Below are 16,795 nucleotides of genomic sequence, written 5' to 3'. Positions count from 1 at the left end.
AAGTCATGCAGTACGAAGAAGCAGTTAGTAAGCTGTACACCCTGAGCGGCGAGCTTGCTCCTGCCGCGCCTGGCGTTCCGCGCCGCAAATTCGAGCTTGCTCACATGCGCATACTTGCGGAAGCCTTGTGCAATCCGCAGAACCGTTATCCCTCTGTCCTCATCGCAGGGACCAACGGCAAGGGTTCAACGGCCGCAACACTCGCCAGCATCCTCAGCGTCTCCGGCTACCGTACCGGCTTGTACACCTCACCACACCTGCTGCGCCCCAACGAGCGCATCCAGATCAGCGGCGCAACTCCGGGCGAGAACTCGCTCACGGACATCAGCGACGACACCTTCGCCGAAGCCTTCGCAAAAGTAGAAACGACAGCAGCCCAACTCGTAAGCGACGGCAAACTACCGCACGCACCCAGCTTCTTCGAAGTCATGACCGCGATGGCATTCGTCGCCTTCGCCAACGCAGGAATCGATATCGCGGTCCTTGAAGTAGGACTAGGCGGTCGCCTCGACGCCACCAATATCGTGGAACCAGTACTCTCCGTCATCACGGACATCTCTCTGGACCACACGGAATGGCTCGGCAACACGCTGACCGAGATCGCCCGCGAGAAGGCCGGCATCCTACGCCCAAAGGGACTGCTGGTAACCCTGCCACAGCACCCCGAGGCCAACGCCGCCATCGGCGAAGTAGCCATGGCGCTCGACGTAACCGGGGTAAACGCCGCCGCATACCTGCCGGATCGGATCACCGGTGACGTCTCCTACCCGGTATCAATCCAGGGAGAGGGCATCACGGTAGCCAGCCCCCTGCCGGGGGACCACCAGCGTCGCAACGTCGCCCTGGCAATCGCAGTAGCCGAACACCTCATTACACAACAACAACTTACAGGACTTACGCCGCAGTCCATCGAACGTGGCATTCGGCTGACAAGTTGGCCGGGAAGACTCGAATCCGTCACCATCCCGGGAACGCAGATCACACTCCTGATGGATGTAGCGCACAACCCCGCCGGGGCATGGACACTACGCAGCCACCTCTCCCGCCAGATAGACGGTGACCAACTACCCGCACCGCGCACACTCGTCTTCTCCGCTTTAAAAGACAAGTCCATCCGCGAAATGGCGCAGATCCTGTTTCCGCTCTTTGACGGTCCTGACGACCGCATCCTGCTGGCCCCCATCCATAGCCCACGTGCCGCAAGCGCCGAAGCCCTCTCTGAAGTGGCTGCGGAGCTGGATACCGCCGCCGAAGTGTGCACATCCGTGGCCGACGCCATGGACAAGGCCACCGACCGCGTAGGAAGTGTAATCATTTCAGGTTCGGTATACCTGGTGGCCGAAGCCAAGACATGGCTGAAGGAGCGACGCGGATGAAACGGCTGCTGCCCTGGGCTTCGTACCTGATCTTCATTCCTCTGATTCTGTTCATTACGGTCGCCTGCGGTTCACTTTCACTGCTGGTCTCTCTATGGGATAAGTCTGGTCGGCAGCAACACGCCATTGCCCAGCTCTGGGCAAAACTGATGCTCGGAATCGCCCTCTCTCCAATGAAGGTGGTGAACCCGCAAAATCTCCGCCTGGGACGCGCCGCCGTATTCGCCAGCAACCACCTCAGCTATATGGATACGCCCGCGCTGTTTGGGTCGCTCCCTTTCCAGTTCCGCATTCTGGCGAACCATTACCTGTTCAAGATTCCTTTCATTGGCTGGCACCTCACCCGCTCCGGCCAAGTGCCCATTGACCAGTCCAGTATGCGTTCGCAGGTCGCAGGTCTGATGCGTGGCGTGGCAACCCTTAAATCTGGGATGCCTCTATTAATTTTCCCCGACGGTGGACGCTCCTCCGACGGCCACATCCGCCAATTCCTCCAGGGTGCCGCCTTCATGGCCATCAAGGCACAGGTCCCCCTAGTACCACTGGCCCTTGTAGGAACCTACGAACTCCTGCCGATGCACACCTACCATCTAGCCCCGCGGCCTCTAATGCTAGTAGCTTGCGATCCCATCGAGACCACCGGCATGAACACCAAGAACGCGGAAGCCTTGACGCAGCAGCTGATGGACGCCATCGCCGCGGAGTATTACCGTCATTCACAACTCACGCAGCCGGACTCTGTCCCGGAAAATCAGGCGAAGATTCCCAGTAGCCAGCTCTAACTGTTCCACGTGGAACATCGAGCATAGAGTGGCGGCAAGCGGCGTATCATCAGGGAAATGAGCCGACCACGAATCCTGATCCCGATTCCTACCAGCTTCGACGAGCCCTACAACGCGAAGAGCTGGCCGGAATATGCTGCGGCCATTGAGGCAGCGGGTGGCGAACCGATTAAGGTGGTGCTGACGCACTCCGTGGCGGTACTCAAGGAGATGGCGCGTCAGGCAGACGGCATCCTCCTACCAGGAAGCGGAGCCGATATCGACCCGGCTCTCTATGGACATGATCGTGATCCCGCCTCGGCAGCCGCCGATCCCCTGCGCGACCAGACCGATCGAGCCCTGTTCGAAGCAGCAGAGGAAACAAAGAAGCCGTTGCTGGGTATCTGTTTTGGAACACAGTCCATGAACGTTTACTACGGTGGCACGCTCATCCAGGATTGCTCCCCTGTACCGGTAAACCATCGCGCCGGGCGCGCTGTGGCCGTAGCCCATATCGCGCAGTTTTCACAGGACAGCCGCCTAGGACGCATTCTGCAACAATCCGGAGAATCGACCGCTATCGACGACGAATTCTCACGCATCCCCGTGAATAGTAGCCACCATCAGGCCATCGCTTCTCCCGGTGACACTCTGCGGGTCGTTGCTCGATGCCCAGAGGACGCGATTATTGAAGCAGTAGAAGGTTCTGATCCAAAACATTGGCTAATAGGAGTACAGTGGCATCCGGAAAGAACGGTGGGTTCCAGCGCAGCATCGCGGGCAATCTTCGCCGATTTCCTAAAAGCGGCAGCAGGAGCCTGAGCCATGCTCTATGTCCCATCCCGCGACCATATCGCTGAACTACTTGCACCTTACACGGAACACCTTACTGTCGAGACGCTGGAAAAGCTTGAGGTCTATCTCATGCTTTTGCTGCGATGGAACCAGAAGACCAACCTGACCGCCGTACGCGATCCAGAAATGCTGGTACAGCGGCAAATCGGCGAGAGCCTGTTCGCCGGGCGACTTCTGAACGGCGCAGAGACGCTGCTCGACTTCGGTTCCGGTGCCGGCTTCCCCGGCATTCCGCTTAAATTGCTACATTCGGACCTGAAAATCACCTTGGCGGAATCCCAGGGCAAGAAAGCGTCGTTTTTGCGCGAAGCGGTACGCACGCTCGGCATTGATGCAGAGGTTTGGTCCAACCGGGTAGAGGCGATGCCTTCAGAATCGACATTCGATCTCGTAGCCCTGCGCGCCGTGGATCACACGGAAGCTATGCTCCCAATCGCAGAAACGCGCGTAAAGGACAAAGGGGCCATGCTGCGTTATCTCCCGTTGGAAGGCGCTGAGCCTCTTCCGGGTTGGGCATTGGAGCACTCCTTGAGTGTTCCTCTTTCACAAGGCTGTGTATCCCTGTGGAAACGTGTGGAAAGCCCAAATCTCGGGCAATAACGCCGAAATCAGCGTTCCACGTGGAACGTTCTCCACAGCATCTCCTCAGGTGTTCCACGTGGAACAATACTCATATATCACCGTCCCTGCTACTCTGGCGAAGCGCCATGGGCAAAGTCATAGCAGTCGTCAACCAGAAGGGTGGCGTGGGAAAAACCACGACCGCGATCAATCTTGCGGCAGCCGTTGCGTTCAATGGCCTGTCGACTCTGCTGGTCGATTGCGACCCACAGACTAACGCTTCCGGCGGCCTCGGCATAGGTCGCGATCCTGACCGCAAGACTGTTTATGACCTACTGCTGGGCGAAGTCACCGCGGCGGAGATCACCTTGGACACAGGCATCGAGAATCTTCGCCTGATTCCCAGCTCAAAAGATCTCATCGGCGCCAATTTTGACCTGGCGCAACTGACCGAACGTGAGTTCCGGCTGCGCAAGGCGCTCGAGGATGTCCGTGACTCCTACGACTTCATCTTTCTGGATTGCCCGCCGGCGCTCGATTTGTTGACGCTCAACGCCCTCGTCGCAGCCGATACCCTCCTTGTCCCTATGCAGGCCGAATACTTCGCCTTGGAAGGCATCTCCGAATTAACCGGAACGCTTGACCGTGTGGCAGCAGCGTTCCAGCCGGATCTGGGGCTCGAAGGCGTCGTGCTCACGATGTATGACCCACGCACTTCGCTATCGCAGCAGGTCGCAGAGAACATCAAGGGCTTCTTCGGCGACAAGCTTTACACAACCACCATTCCCCGCAACGTACGTGTGGCGGAAGCACCCAGCCACGGCCTGCCGGTCATCGCTTACGACGCAAAGTCTCGCGGTGCTGAAGCCTATCGCGATCTCGGCCGTGAGCTCCTCGCCCGCAATGGCGTATTCACCACGGAAGGCAATCCCGCTGGCACCGTAGTGCATGTACCCGACGAATCTGAAGAGTAACGACTCCCCCTAGTGGGTAAAAGACAGGAACCCCATTATGTCCGATGTAAAGACGCAGGATCCAAAGCGCAGGGCTCTTGGACGAGGGCTTGAAGCGCTGCTACCTTCACGGCAGACTGCGCCCGCACCAACACCAGCCGCTCCTGCAGCGCCCTCAGGAAAACCGTTGGAAGTGGACGTCACCGTTATTCAGCGCAATCCTTTCCAGACGCGTACCCGTTTCGATGAAGACGCGCTGAATGAACTGACACAGTCCGTTGCGTCCACTGGCGTGGTGCAGCCTATTGTTGTGCGAGCGCTGCCTGGCGGCAAGTACCAACTCATCGCCGGCGAACGGCGCTGGTTGGCATCGCAGCGCGCTGGAAAGAAAACCATTCCCGTCATCATCCGCGAAGTTTCGGATGAACAAGCGATGGAAATGACCATCGTGGAAAATCTGCAGCGCGCCGACCTGAATCCCATGGAACAGGCTCGCGCCTATGATCGTCTGGCCCGCGACTTCAAAATGACGCAGGAACAGATGGCGCAGCGCACCGGCAAGGAACGCGCCTCTGTCGCTAATTTCCTGCGGCTTCTGCGACTGCCACAGGCAGTGCAGGAAAAGGTGGAAGGCGGCGACCTCAGCTTCGGGCATGCACGCGCCTTGCTGGCGTTGGAGTCCGAGGCGCAGATACTCGCCGCCGCGCAGAAAATTCAAGCCCTGAGCCTCTCGGTCCGTGGAACAGAAAACTATGTGAAGGGGCTACTAGACCCGGAACGCAAACTCGGCAAAGTGAAGGACGTCGAAGAACCCGAAATCGATCCCAACGTGAAAGCAGCGCAGGACAAACTGCAGCGCTCGCTGGGCCTGAAGGTTCGCATTGAAGACACACGCGGAAAAGGGCGTGTGGTCATTGAGTACAGCAATCTGGAAGACTTCGATACGCTGCTCACCATGCTCTCTGCAAACTAATTTCACAAGACACACCGAGTTATCTCCTAATACTTTAGGAGGTGACTCCTAAGAGTTTAGGACTGAAACACGATACGCCATGATGGAAGCCACCAGGTTCGAGTACAAACACCGCTTTCTGATTCACGCGTTGATCTACGCGTTCTGTTTCGCGGCCCCATGGCCTGACTATCACAATGGCTTCCACGGCGTTTCGCTCTTCAGTTTCATCCGCAATGGCAGCGCGTGGTTCCGCATCGCAAACAATCTTTCGCAGCCGCAGTACGTTCGCTTCGCCAGCTACTGGAACGGCACACTGGTTGTCATTCTGCTGTTCGCCTTCGCCGGCGCTCTACTCCGCACGTGGGGAGCTTCCTATCTTGGAGCGTCCACCGTTAAGAACGGTGGCATGGAAGGCAATCGCGTCGTTGCTGACGGCCCATTTCGCTTCGTTCGCAATCCGCTTTATCTGGGCACCATTCTGCACACCATTGCCCTTGCATTTCTCATGCGGCCCGAAGCGGCAGCCCTTTGCATCATTGTCATCACGATTTTTCAACTACGCCTGATCGGCCGCGAAGAACCATATCTCACTGGCCACCTCGGCGAAACCTACCGTGCCTATGTCGAAGAAGTCCCACGCATCATTCCATCGTTGAAACCTTGCACGGCTCCCGGCACCAATCGCCCAGACTGGAAGCAAGGCATCCTTAGCGAGTTCTACATGCTGGGCGTGGCAATCTCTTTCGCAACGCTGGGATGGGCCGATGGCTTTAACTGGGAGAATACGGTGCCTCACGTCATGCAAGGCATTCTCATCTCGCTCGGCATATCCATCGCGCTTCGCGCATTTATCCCAAAATCCGAGTTCTAAATCGTCGCCAACGCGCGCTCTGCATCGCTGAAGGGTCGCGAGCGCGCGACAGAGATGCCACGTACCGAATTCTTCCGGTCGCCCCCAACGGCGCAGTAGAAGTGATACAGATCGCCGTTGCGGATCACCACAGACGGCTTATGCGCATAGATGCCATCGACCGATCCTGGCGCACCCACATCCACCACCGGCGCCTCCTGCTTCGTTGCATGAAACAGGTCGGAGCCGCTGGCCACCAGGTCGCGTGCCACACCTTTGTCATCCAGGCCGAAGTAGAAGAATGCCCATTCCCTGCCGTTCTTCAACACACACGGATCACTGGCAAAGTGCGCATCGTACGATCCCGTTGGCCCATTGCGAAGAATTGGATTTCCTTCATAACGCGTCCACGTCTTCAGATCACGTGACGTCGCCACACCCGTCTGCTCATGCCAGGGTCCCGTCGTGTGATCCTTCGCGTTGTAGAAGAGGTAGAACGTATCACCATCGCGCAGCAGGCATGGCTTGTACAGGCCGCCACGCTCCCACGACGCTCCATCTTCCGAACGCAGGATGATGTCGCCCGGCATCCATGCAAGTCCATCCTTACTGTGCGCCAACCCAATCACCGCAGCGCCACTCTCATACCCCTGCGATGGATACGCGTGATACGCGCCCACATAGCTTCCCTGCACGCGTTGGATGCGCCCCTGCGATGCCAGGTCGTTCTCGCGCAGAATCCAGTTCATCGCCACGTTGTACTTCAACACAGGGTTGGTCGCGTCACGACGCAGGATGCAATCCACCTTCTTCCATCGCAACAGGTCTTCTGACGATGCCAGGCCCGTCTGATAGCCGATGCCATCAAACGCCACAAACGTCATGTACCAGAGATTGCCGTTGCGAAATACAAACGGGCAATCGACACTCTTGCTGTCATACGCACCATCATCATGCGATGGGCCCAGCACCAGCCGATCCAGCTTGTAGGGGGAAAGTAACGAACGCGGTTCAGCGTTGCGTGGCGCGGCGTAGGCATGCGAAGCCGCAAGTGCAGAGAGGGTAACAAAGCGTCGGCGGGAAAGAGTATCCATCGCGACTCCCTTATACGTCAGCGAAGTCACAAGCAAAAGCCGCGACAGCGTATAGCCGTCGCGGCTTTGTATGCTTCTGCGAAGCGTCTGCTTCGCGGTGAAACTACTTCTTGGCGGTAGCGCCCTTAACCGGAGCGATTGCGTCCTTCGCAGCCTTGGCCACGCGGAACTTCACAACGGTCTTCGCCTTGATCTTGATGGCTTCGCCGGTCTGGGGGTTGCGGCCGGTGCGTGCCTTGCGCTCTGCCTTCACCAGCTTGCCCAGTCCGGGAATGGTGAACTCGCCGTTCTTCTTCGTTTCCTTCACGGCGGTTGCAGACAGGGTGTCAAAGAACAGGGCAACCTGCTTGTTGGGCAGTTCGAGCTGCTCTGCGATGGTGCGGATCAGTGCGGTCTTGGTCAGTCCCTTTGCCATTTGGTGTTACTCCTTCGTTGTAAAAAATCTCGGATCATGGGTAGTGGTTCCGCCTGCAGAAATCGCCAGTGTTCATGCGGGTCCCACAACCGTTCCGCATATCAAGATGAGCTTTCGCGCATCAGTTGTCAATCGGTAAACATTGGTTTTTTTAGGTTTTATTGGGTTTTTAGCGGTTTTTCTGTGGAAAGGTGCTTGCCCGGGTACATTTCGCGTCCCAAAACCGCACTTCCCACCGCAAAAATCACAGGAATTTCTGAAACCAATCCTGCGCCCTCACCCGTCTTTAGGCTCAGACTCCGGCCGCGCAATCTTCGGTCAGGGTATTGCTGAGTGAAGAAAGAACCGCCATGAACATGACAACGATCCGTACCTTCGCCACGCGCATCAGCGTCGTGGCTATCTGTAGCGCAGCACTCTGTTCCACGCCGATGCTCGCCCAGGGCCGCGGCATGATGGCACCAGAGCAGCGCGTGGAGGCCATCGACAAGGCCGTCACCCTCACCCCGGATCAGAAGACCAAGATCCTCGCGCTCTACACCGAAGACCAAAAGAAGATGCAGGCCCTCCGCGACGCGCAGGACCCCGACATGCGCACCAAGATGATGGACATGCGCAAAGACGAGAACACCAAGATCAAGGACATGCTGACCGACGACCAGAAGACCAAGTTCGATGCCTACGTCGCGTCCATGCCCATGGGACGCCCCGGTGGTGGCCCTCCTCCGCAGAATTAATTTCTCTCCGAAAGCGGCCCTCTCCGCTAACGGGCAGGGAGTGGATGCTCCCTGCCCGGACTTTTTGCTGACTACAGCATTCCGTCCGGGCCGTGCATTCCTTGCTCCTCCTCGCCATCAGGATTAGGCTGTGTCCTGCATCCATGCGAATCCGCCTTCAGCTTCCGGCCATCGTTGCGCTCCTCGTGTTTCTGAATGCAGCACACGCTCAGCAGACTCCGAAACCAGCAATCGCTTTTGAAACGGCGGCGATTCATCCTTCGCACGTAACGCCGGAATGCTCCAGCATTCCGCCACCGGGCAGCAGCCACTTTGACGGCACCTGCCTCACGTTACGTCTCCTTCTGCAGATCGCTTTCAAACCGGAATATCCTGACTCCATTGAAGGCAGTCAGCACGCGCTCGATTCTCACTACGACGTTCGGGCAAGCTTGCCCGACGGTGTCACGTGGAACTATGAATCTCTGCGTCCCTTGATGCAGCAGCTTCTCATCGAACGCTTCCACCTGACGTATCACTTCGGAACCAGGTCGGTCTCCGGGTATGAGATCACCACGGATAAGAACGGCACCAGGCTCACGCCCGTCAGTCCCGATTCCGTGGAGCAGGGTAAGAAAGCTGGAGAACTCACGCAGAATTTCTTTGCTCCCGGCCACATCCAGGCCCGCGGAATCGATGCAGACGGCCTTGCAGGAATGCTGTCTCTTGCAGCGCGCGTACCCGTTGTGAACCACACCGGCCTCACAGGTCTATACAACATGGACCTGCGCTACGCGCCCGATGACGCCGCATCTTCCGATCTGCCGTCATTCCCTACCGCGATCAAGGAACAACTGGGTCTCAATCTGAAACCAGCCAAGGTCCCGGTAAAGACAATCGTCATCGACCACGTAGACGAAGTTCCCATACCCAACTAACCGGCTGTTAAAAGAATGTTCGCCGCGGCGTCTTCGCCTGCAGCAACGGAGCATTGAGCAAAGCCACCAACGGAGCGGCAGCGCGGAATCGCTTCACCAGTTCATCCAGCAGCTTCGACGTCGTCGCCACCTCTGCGGGCAGTGTTACTGATACTCCCCACTTCCGATCCCGCAAGTACTCCGCAGCCGGATCATCTGCGGCAAATCCCTTCGGCACACGTGTCAGCGGCATCGTCTCCAGGTCCGGCATCAGCTTGCGCAACTTCTTGTCATTCATCAACGCGCGCATCGCTTCATAGTTCTGCTGCAGGTGCCTGCGAATCGCCAGCATCTGATCTGGCTGCGGCATGAAGGCCCCCACCGCCACCACAACATCGTCCGCACCAATGTGCGCATAGAATCCAGCGCCACTCGTCTTCGCAAGCGATGAAGGCGACCACCACGCACCCACATGCGTCTTGTACGGCTTCTTGTCACTGCTGAACCGCGTATCGCGATAAATGCGGAACATCGCTTTCGGAGCAGGCTTCACACAGTCCGGCGCGAAGTCCACCATGGCGTGATTCACTTCCTCAATCAATGCCAGCCACGGTGCCTTCACTTCCTGCTCAAAGACACTCTTACGATCGTTGAACCAGTTGCGATCGTTGTTGCGTTTCAGGCTTTTCAGAAAACGAATCGCGGCAGGAGAGAACTGTGTCGGCATGCGCATTAGATTCTATGCCGCAACAAAAGAAGCAACGTCACAACCTTGCATTGTCTTATTCGAAAAGGACTATGCTTAGTTATGGCCATAACATCGGTCAGAAAGTCGTTGTGTAACCGGCCCGGAGGGGCCACTCTCCATGGAAGGCTCAGGTTTTCCTATCGCAGGAATCACCATCCTCGTGATTCTTGGTCTTATCGCCCTCGTCACATTGCTTAAAACCCTGTACACCGTCCGCACTTCGCAGGCGGGTGTTGTCGAACGCTTTGGCAAATTCCATCGCATCGTGCGTCCCGGCTTGCACGTTCTCATTCCCTACGCAGAGCGCGTCTTCTTCGTAGACCTGCAGGTCCAACAGGTGCAGTTTTCTGTAGAGACAAAAACGCGGGACAACGTCTTCGTACAAATCCCCGTCAGCGTGCAGTATCAGGTCGTCGACGACAAAGTCTTCGACGCCGTCTATCGACTCTCGCGTCCGCAGAAGCAGATTGAAAGCTTCGTCTTCAACTCCATCCTCGGCCATGTGCCCAAGCTCACGCTCGACGAAACATTTGAGCAGATGAGCGGCATCTCCATCGCTGTAAAGACCGAGCTCGATCACACGATGCATGACTTCGGCTTCAACATCCTCACCGCGCTCGTTACGGACATCATCCCGGACGGCAAGGTGAAAGACGCGATGAACGACATCAACGCCGCACAGCGCAGCCAGGTGGCAGCAATGGCGCGCGGCGAAGCCGAAAAGATTCTGAAGGTAAAGCAGGCCGAAGCGGAAGCAGAAAGCAAGGCCCTGCAGGGCCGCGGTATCGCCGCAGAACGTCAGGCCATCATCGACGGTCTGCGCGCGTCCATCGAACACTTCCGCGAAGCCGTTCCCGGCGCCACCGCGGAAGATGTGATGGCGCTCGTTCTGCTCACACAATACTTTGACACGCTGAAGGACATTGGCATTCGCAGCGGTACCAACACGCTGTTCTTGCCCAACAACCCAGGCGCGGCGAATGACTTCCTGCAACAGATCCTCGCTGGTCTCAGAGCAGGAACACATCGCGGCACCATGGGTGAAGCCGCCACAAAGTAATCACCACATCGCAGTAACAAGGGAGGGTTGCGATACATCATCGCAACCCTCTACTGCTGTCCCGTATCAAGCGGCAGTTATACTTCGTTCGCATATGAAGATGGCCACGCGACTGCTTGCTCTCCTGCTCTTCGTCCCTCTGCTTTGCCATGCGCAGAGTAAGCCGTACACGCAGCTCTATGTCTTCGGCGACAGTTACTCCGACTCAGGCGCAGGCTACATCGATGGCAACGGACCAACCGCCGTCGTCTATCTCGCACAGCGCCTCGGCATTCCGTTCACCTACTTTGGCGACCCCAAAACACAAACCGAACATCCCATCCCCGAAGGCCTCAACTTCGCTGTAAGCGGCGCACGCACAGGAGAAGGCAAAGGGAGCTACGGCCCACACCGCGAACTACTCGGCCGAGGTATGTGGAACCAGGTCGATGACTTTTCGGCATTAGTGAAATCAAACGACATACGCTTCGATGCAAAACAGACCATGTTCTTCCTACTCGGCGGCTTGAACGATCGCACACTCCCCGCAGGCCAAACACGCACCAATGAAGAAGCACTCATCGACACGCTCTATGCTCTCGGCGCTCGCCGCTTCATGGTCGCATTGCTGCCAGTGAAGATTCCGCAATTCGCCACCGCTGGCGAACGCGCCAATGCCGAACTCACCTCAGTGCCTAAGGACATGAAAGCGAAGTACCCAGACATCCAGATCGCGCTTAGCAACTGGGGCTCCTTCTACGATCAGGCCATCACACATCCATCGCAATACGGCTTCACCAACACCACCGACAAGTGCGCGGGCCGCGCCCTCCGTAACGAAGACACAACCGAATGCGCCACACCGCAAACCTACTTCTTCTATCACGACGGTCATCCCTCCACCGCCGCACACAAAGTCGTAGGCGACATGCTGTACGACGAGGCAGTATCGAACAAATCATCGCAATGAGAAACTATGAGCTATGGCTCAGGAACCAAACGTCTCTCTCTTCTCGTACGGAACGTTGCAGTTGCTATCAGTGCAGACAGCCTTGTTCAGACGCCCACTCCAGGGTCGTCCCGACGCCATGCCGGGATACCGGCAGACGATGATTGAACTCACGGATCCCGACGTCATTGCAAAAAGCGGAACAGCATCACACCCCATCGTCATCCACACCGCCAATCCCGATGAGAAGGTCGAAGGAACAGTATTCCTCATAACAGAAGATGAACTAGCCGCCGCGGACAAGTATGAGGTCTCCGACTACAAACGCATCCAGGTTCGCTTGCAATCAGGAACAGACGCGTGGGTATACGTAGAAGCCTGATCGATCAATCGGCTCATATGAAAAAGTAGTATCCCTCAAAGCCAAGTCATAGTTACATAGCTGCTATGCACATACCAGCGCAAACGCTGACGTATCTGTTCATGATCTTCGGCCTGCTGGTTGTGCCCCGCGCGCTCCAGCGATTCCGCGTACCCGCACCACTTACCTGCTTTGCTCTCGGCATCCTCGCAGCCATCTTTCTCAAGCAGCTCGTAGGCGATCCCGTCGGAACGGTCGTAGCCACCTTCGGTATTGCTGCGCTCTTTCTTCTCGCCGGCCTCGAAGTCGACCTCGTAGAGATCCGTCATCAACTCCCACGACTCAGTGGATACCTCGCCACGCGCGCCCTATTCCTCGCCGCATTCGCGTGGGTGGGCATTCGTTACCTGCACATGTCATGGCAGGCATCCACACTGCTCGCACTCGGCCTGCTAACGCCATCCACTGGCTTCATCCTCGACACGCTACCCAACTCCGGCCTCGACATCAGCGAACAGGGCGAGGTCAGCATCGACGCCATCGCCGGCGAAATCATGGCGCTGCTGTTGCTCTTTTTCGTCTCTCAGTCAGGGTCGATGGTTGTGCTCGGATCGTCCGCACTCATCCTGCTTCTGCTCATCGTCATCACGCCATTTCTATTTCTCTTCTTCGGCAAATACGTCGTCCCATACGCACCGGGCTCTGAGTTTTCACTCCTGCTCATGGTCGGCATCGTGTGCGCTGTCATCACGCAGAACATCGGCATCCATTACCTCATCGGCGCATTCATCGCGGGTCTCATCGCCAGTCTTCTCAAAACGCGAATGGCAACACTCGCCTCAAACGAGAACCTTCACGCGGTGCGTCTGTTCTCGTCCTTCTTCATCCCCTTCTACTTCTTTCATGAAGGTATGGATGTTCCCGCAGGCGCACTCGTTCTCAAATCACTTCTTTATGGAGTGCTGCTCTCCGTCATCGTCATACCCATACGCATCGGCAAGAATTGGCTGCAGACGCGCTATCTCTCACGCCGCACAGCACAGGCTGCGTTTCGCGTTGCCATCGCGCTGGAGCCAACGCTGATCTTCACGCTCGTCATCGCAGGTGTCCTCCACGAATCATTCCATATCCCCGATGCTCTCTACGGCGGCCTGCTCATCTACGCAGCAGTCACAACAATCCTGCCATCGCTGGTACTTCCTGGCTTGTCGATCCCTGCGGAACCCGAGGCGTAAGGAGAAGCAGCGATAAGTACTTTCTAAGTGCTTATCGGATAACTCCGTACCGGCATTTGAATATTGCTCACTCCAGAAGGTGCTCTAAACCGCTTTCGATATTCCGAGGGTTGAAGGCCCACACTCTTCTGGAATATTTTTCGGAACGCGCCAACATCTTCGTAACTCACGTTCCGCGCAACTTCTTTCACTGACAACGCAGTCATCTCCAATAACTCGCGTGCTTTCTGCACGCGTATCGACTGTGCATACTCAGTCGGTGTAAGACCTGTCGCCTTTTGAAATCTTCTTAGAAAAGTTCTCTCGCCAAGCCTCGCGGTCGACGCCATCTCTCCAACACTCACAGCCTCTGAGACAGAACTTTCAATCGATACCTGCACTCGCAGAATCGCATCGTCTCCATGCTGCAAACGTGGAGAGAAATTCGCGTAATACCGCTGTTGTCGCGCAGCCGGATCCACCAGGAAAAACTGGGCCGTCTTGATCATCACCAAAGGCCCCAGGTAGCGCTCCACCAGCTTCAATCCCAGATCAAGCCACGCCATCATCCCTCCGGCCGTCACCACATCTCCCAGGTCAATGATCAGGTCATCGGACTGCACGCATATCTCCGGGAAGGTAATCGCCAACAGGTTCGCGTAACTCCAATGTGTTGTCGCCGGCCTGCCATTCAACAGCCCCAACTGAGCCAGCAAAAACGTCCCGCCGCATACCGAGCAGAGAGTTGTCCCCGCAACGTGCTCTGCCTTTGCCCACGCCAGCAATCTTTGTGTGGACTCTGCATTCTGTTGGACCTCCAGCGTAGGCGGAAAAATAATGCAGTCCGGCTTCCCATGCTTTCCCGGATGCGACTCGTAAGTGCGAGTCAAACCGAGCGATGGATTGGTTCCCCAGTGACTAACCATTACCTCTACCCGCGAAGAAGTTTCGCCCTGTTCCGCGCTGATCCTGTTAGCAACTTCAAACAGATCCGTCAGCCCGTGGACAACCGCAGGCCTCGCTCCCGAGTAAAGAACGATCGCGATCTCATGCATTGTGTGGGCACGCAGAATGTCCGATTTGCCACGTCGTTTGGCAGTTACGCCTCTAGGCATACCAACCACCTCTCGCTTTACTGGGAGCACCACTGTACCGCATCGCGAACAACACTCCATCATTTCCGACAGGAAAGGTTGAACCCATGGGCACGATCAAGGTCAAAGACGGCACGGAGATTTTTTACAAGGACTGGGGCAGTGGTCAGCCGCTGTTCTTCCACCACGGATGGCCCCTCTCAGCCGACGATTGGGACAGCCAGATGATGTTCTTCCTGCATCACGGCTACCGCGTCATCGCACATGACCGCCGGGGCCACGGCCGCTCCACGCAGACTGCAAACGGTCATGACATGGACACCTATGCCGCCGATGTCGCAGAACTCGTCGCCTTTCTCGACCTCAAAGATTCCATCCACATCGGACACTCCACCGGCGGAGGCGAAGTCACACGGTTCGTCGCGAAACACGGAAAGGGACGCGTCGCAAAAGCAGTTCTCATCAGCGCCATCCCGCCACTCTTCATGAAGACCGAAAAGAATCCTGACGGTGTTCCCAAAGAGGTGGTCGACGGCCTGCGCGACGGCACTGCGTATCACCGCGCGCAGTTCTATCAGGACATCACCATCCCGTTCTACGGCTTCAATCGTCCGGGTGCGAATGTCTCCGAGGGCATCCGTCAAAACTGGTGGCGTCAGGGCATGATGGGCGCAGCCACTGCCCACTATGACTGCATCAAGGTGCTCTCAGAAACTGAGTTCTATGACGACCTTGCCGCCATCGACGTGCCCGTTCTCGTCATGCATGGCGAGGACGATCAGATCTGTCCCTTCCCAACAACCGGCGCGCGTTCCTGGAAGCTTCTCAAGCATGGATCGCTCAAGTCGTATCCCGGCCTCCCGCATGGCATGCCGGCAACTCACGCCGACATCATCAATGCCGACCTGTTGACGTTCATCCAATCCTGAAGTCGCGACCGGGTGAGCGTGCCACACATCGCTCACCCGACGCCTTACTCGACGACCTTCCAGTTCGTATCGGGATCAAACGCATTCATCGCAGTGACCGTCTGAACCGTGTTCGGTCCTAGATCCTTCTCCAGCAGAACGCCGTCCTGGTTCATCATGAACGTCATCACACCTGAGTTTCCGTACTCCACCGGGTACGCCACAAAGGCGAAGCCATTGGCCATCTTTCCATTCACCAGATAACTCTTCGCACCACCCGGAGCTTTATCCGTCTGGCCGTCAAGCATCTTGAACAGATACCCATGGAACGTGGTGTGTCCCGCGGGATTCGCCTTGTAACCCTCGGCGGTTGCAGAGGCAGCCAGCGGACCAAGCGGACTCGGCGGCTGTCCTTCACCGGCCTTCCAGTACAGTCCGTTCTCTTTGCCAGGATCACTTAGAAACTTCGCCGCGTATTGTTTCGCCGGTTGACCATCATGCGGCTGCGTGAAGTATTCCGCCTGCGCATCGGCAATACCCTGGGCAATGTCCATCACGTCAAACTCGTTCTGGCCAACGCGACGCGACAGTACTTCTTCTTTTCCAGCCGCGGTATCAAAGAACCACTTGCCGTCCGCATTCTTGCGAAGCGGAATCGGAAACGGATAATTATCCGCGCCAATCACCAGCGACTCGCTACCGTCCTCCAGCCTGCGCCAACGATGCATCTCGTCGTAGCGAGCAAGGAACTTCGTCACAGCATTCTTGTCTTCCACCGCATCGCCGGAATAGACGACCTGCTTCGTCTCCGGACCGAAGATGCTCTTGATGGTGTCTTCATCGCCTGACTTGGCAGCAGCCACCAGCGCGCTTGCCGCATCATCCATCGAGGCAAATGTTTTCGTGGAAGCCTCAGCAGGCTTTTTATCTCCAGAGCGATTACACGCAGCCAGCGGAAGAAACAGGGTGAACGCCAGCAGCCGGGCCGAAAGCGCAATTGTGCGGTTTTGCATCGACATCTTCCCTTCT

Annotated in this window: 19 protein-coding genes; 14 read left to right on the top strand and 5 right to left on the bottom strand. The window is 57.0% G+C overall.

Annotation, left to right across the window (positions count from 1 at the left end):
- Positions 1 to 5 precede the first annotated feature (5 nt).
- The 7 genes from M504_RS11850 to M504_RS11820 all read left to right on the top strand — a co-directional run bounded on the left by M504_RS11850 (position 6) and on the right by M504_RS11820 (position 6,332).
- Positions 6 to 1,376: a folylpolyglutamate synthase/dihydrofolate synthase family protein gene (locus M504_RS11850; protein WP_047491559.1), complete on the top strand. Its 1,371-nt coding sequence runs from the start codon at positions 6 to 8 to the stop codon at positions 1,374 to 1,376.
- Complete coding sequence (locus M504_RS11845) at positions 1,373 to 2,158, top strand: 1-acyl-sn-glycerol-3-phosphate acyltransferase (protein ID WP_047491557.1); 786 nt, start codon at positions 1,373 to 1,375, stop codon at positions 2,156 to 2,158. The genes M504_RS11850 and M504_RS11845 overlap by 4 nt, the downstream gene beginning before the upstream one ends.
- Positions 2,159 to 2,215: 57 nt before the next feature.
- Positions 2,216 to 2,959: a gamma-glutamyl-gamma-aminobutyrate hydrolase family protein gene (locus M504_RS11840; protein ID WP_047491554.1), complete on the top strand. Its 744-nt coding sequence runs from the start codon at positions 2,216 to 2,218 to the stop codon at positions 2,957 to 2,959.
- Positions 2,960 to 2,962: 3 nt separating this feature from the next.
- Positions 2,963 to 3,592, top strand: coding sequence for a 16S rRNA (guanine(527)-N(7))-methyltransferase RsmG (gene rsmG, locus M504_RS11835; protein WP_047491552.1), 630 nt, complete (start codon positions 2,963 to 2,965; stop codon positions 3,590 to 3,592).
- A 107-nt stretch (positions 3,593 to 3,699) separates the two neighbouring features.
- A complete protein-coding gene (locus M504_RS11830; RefSeq protein WP_047491549.1) occupies positions 3,700 to 4,527 on the top strand; it encodes a ParA family protein in 828 nt (275 codons plus the stop codon).
- Between the two features lie 37 nt (positions 4,528 to 4,564).
- Positions 4,565 to 5,479 carry a ParB/RepB/Spo0J family partition protein gene (locus M504_RS11825; RefSeq protein ID WP_047491546.1) on the top strand — a complete coding sequence of 305 codons (915 nt, stop codon included), beginning with the start codon at positions 4,565 to 4,567 and terminating at the stop codon, positions 5,477 to 5,479.
- Between the two features lie 79 nt (positions 5,480 to 5,558).
- Entirely contained in the window at positions 5,559 to 6,332 is a 774-nt protein-coding gene (locus M504_RS11820) for an isoprenylcysteine carboxylmethyltransferase family protein (protein ID WP_047491543.1), read from the top strand.
- Here the strand turns inward: M504_RS11820 and M504_RS11815 are convergent.
- Both M504_RS11815 and M504_RS11810 read right to left on the bottom strand, forming a co-directional pair.
- Entirely contained in the window at positions 6,329 to 7,405 is a 1,077-nt protein-coding gene (locus M504_RS11815) for a family 43 glycosylhydrolase (protein ID WP_047491539.1), read from the bottom strand. The genes M504_RS11820 and M504_RS11815 overlap by 4 nt on opposite strands.
- 103 nt (positions 7,406 to 7,508) lie before the next feature.
- Positions 7,509 to 7,820, bottom strand: a complete 312-nt coding sequence (locus tag M504_RS11810) for an HU family DNA-binding protein (RefSeq protein ID WP_047491536.1) — start codon at positions 7,818 to 7,820, stop codon at positions 7,509 to 7,511.
- A gap of 350 nt (positions 7,821 to 8,170) precedes the next feature.
- On the opposite strand from M504_RS11810, the gene M504_RS11805 reads away from it, so the two are divergent.
- Together M504_RS11805 and M504_RS11800 are read left to right on the top strand one after the other, a co-directional pair.
- Positions 8,171 to 8,557, top strand: coding sequence for a hypothetical protein (locus tag M504_RS11805; protein WP_047491534.1), 387 nt, complete (start codon positions 8,171 to 8,173; stop codon positions 8,555 to 8,557).
- A 143-nt stretch (positions 8,558 to 8,700) separates the two neighbouring features.
- A complete protein-coding gene (locus M504_RS11800) occupies positions 8,701 to 9,474 on the top strand; it encodes a TIGR03435 family protein (protein WP_047491530.1) in 774 nt (257 codons plus the stop codon).
- Between the two features lie 7 nt (positions 9,475 to 9,481).
- On the opposite strand, the gene M504_RS11795 is transcribed toward M504_RS11800, so the two are convergent.
- Positions 9,482 to 10,180 carry a DUF2461 domain-containing protein gene (locus M504_RS11795; protein WP_047494642.1) on the bottom strand — a complete coding sequence of 233 codons (699 nt, stop codon included), beginning with the start codon at positions 10,178 to 10,180 and terminating at the stop codon, positions 9,482 to 9,484.
- Positions 10,181 to 10,319: 139 nt separating this feature from the next.
- On the opposite strand from M504_RS11795, the gene M504_RS11790 reads away from it, so the two are divergent.
- The 4 genes from M504_RS11790 (at position 10,320) to M504_RS11775 (ending at position 13,785) form a co-directional block, all read left to right on the top strand.
- Positions 10,320 to 11,261: an SPFH domain-containing protein gene (locus M504_RS11790; protein WP_052200657.1), complete on the top strand. Its 942-nt coding sequence runs from the start codon at positions 10,320 to 10,322 to the stop codon at positions 11,259 to 11,261.
- Positions 11,262 to 11,361: 100 nt separating this feature from the next.
- Positions 11,362 to 12,210, top strand: coding sequence for an SGNH/GDSL hydrolase family protein (locus M504_RS11785; protein ID WP_156993710.1), 849 nt, complete (start codon positions 11,362 to 11,364; stop codon positions 12,208 to 12,210).
- A 13-nt stretch (positions 12,211 to 12,223) separates the two neighbouring features.
- Positions 12,224 to 12,571 carry a gamma-glutamylcyclotransferase family protein gene (locus M504_RS11780; protein ID WP_047491525.1) on the top strand — a complete coding sequence of 116 codons (348 nt, stop codon included), beginning with the start codon at positions 12,224 to 12,226 and terminating at the stop codon, positions 12,569 to 12,571.
- A 65-nt stretch (positions 12,572 to 12,636) separates the two neighbouring features.
- Positions 12,637 to 13,785: a cation:proton antiporter gene (locus tag M504_RS11775; protein WP_047491522.1), complete on the top strand. Its 1,149-nt coding sequence runs from the start codon at positions 12,637 to 12,639 to the stop codon at positions 13,783 to 13,785.
- A gap of 23 nt (positions 13,786 to 13,808) precedes the next feature.
- On the opposite strand, the gene M504_RS11770 is transcribed toward M504_RS11775, so the two are convergent.
- Positions 13,809 to 14,879: a GlxA family transcriptional regulator gene (locus M504_RS11770; protein WP_198137581.1), complete on the bottom strand. Its 1,071-nt coding sequence runs from the start codon at positions 14,877 to 14,879 to the stop codon at positions 13,809 to 13,811.
- Between the two features lie 86 nt (positions 14,880 to 14,965).
- Here M504_RS11770 and M504_RS11765 point away from each other — a divergent pair, with 86 nt between their 5' ends.
- Positions 14,966 to 15,787 carry an alpha/beta fold hydrolase gene (locus tag M504_RS11765; protein ID WP_047491520.1) on the top strand — a complete coding sequence of 274 codons (822 nt, stop codon included), beginning with the start codon at positions 14,966 to 14,968 and terminating at the stop codon, positions 15,785 to 15,787.
- Positions 15,788 to 15,831: 44 nt separating this feature from the next.
- Here M504_RS11765 and M504_RS11760 read toward each other — a convergent pair whose 3' ends face one another.
- Positions 15,832 to 16,779, bottom strand: coding sequence for a DUF2950 domain-containing protein (locus M504_RS11760; protein WP_232296263.1), 948 nt, complete (start codon positions 16,777 to 16,779; stop codon positions 15,832 to 15,834).
- Between the last annotated feature and the right edge of the window lie 16 nt (positions 16,780 to 16,795).

Source organism: Terriglobus sp. TAA 43 (assembly GCF_000800015.1).
Classification (GTDB): Bacteria; Acidobacteriota; Terriglobia; order Terriglobales; family Acidobacteriaceae; genus Terriglobus.
This window is presented reverse-complemented; position numbering and strand designations above follow the sequence as displayed.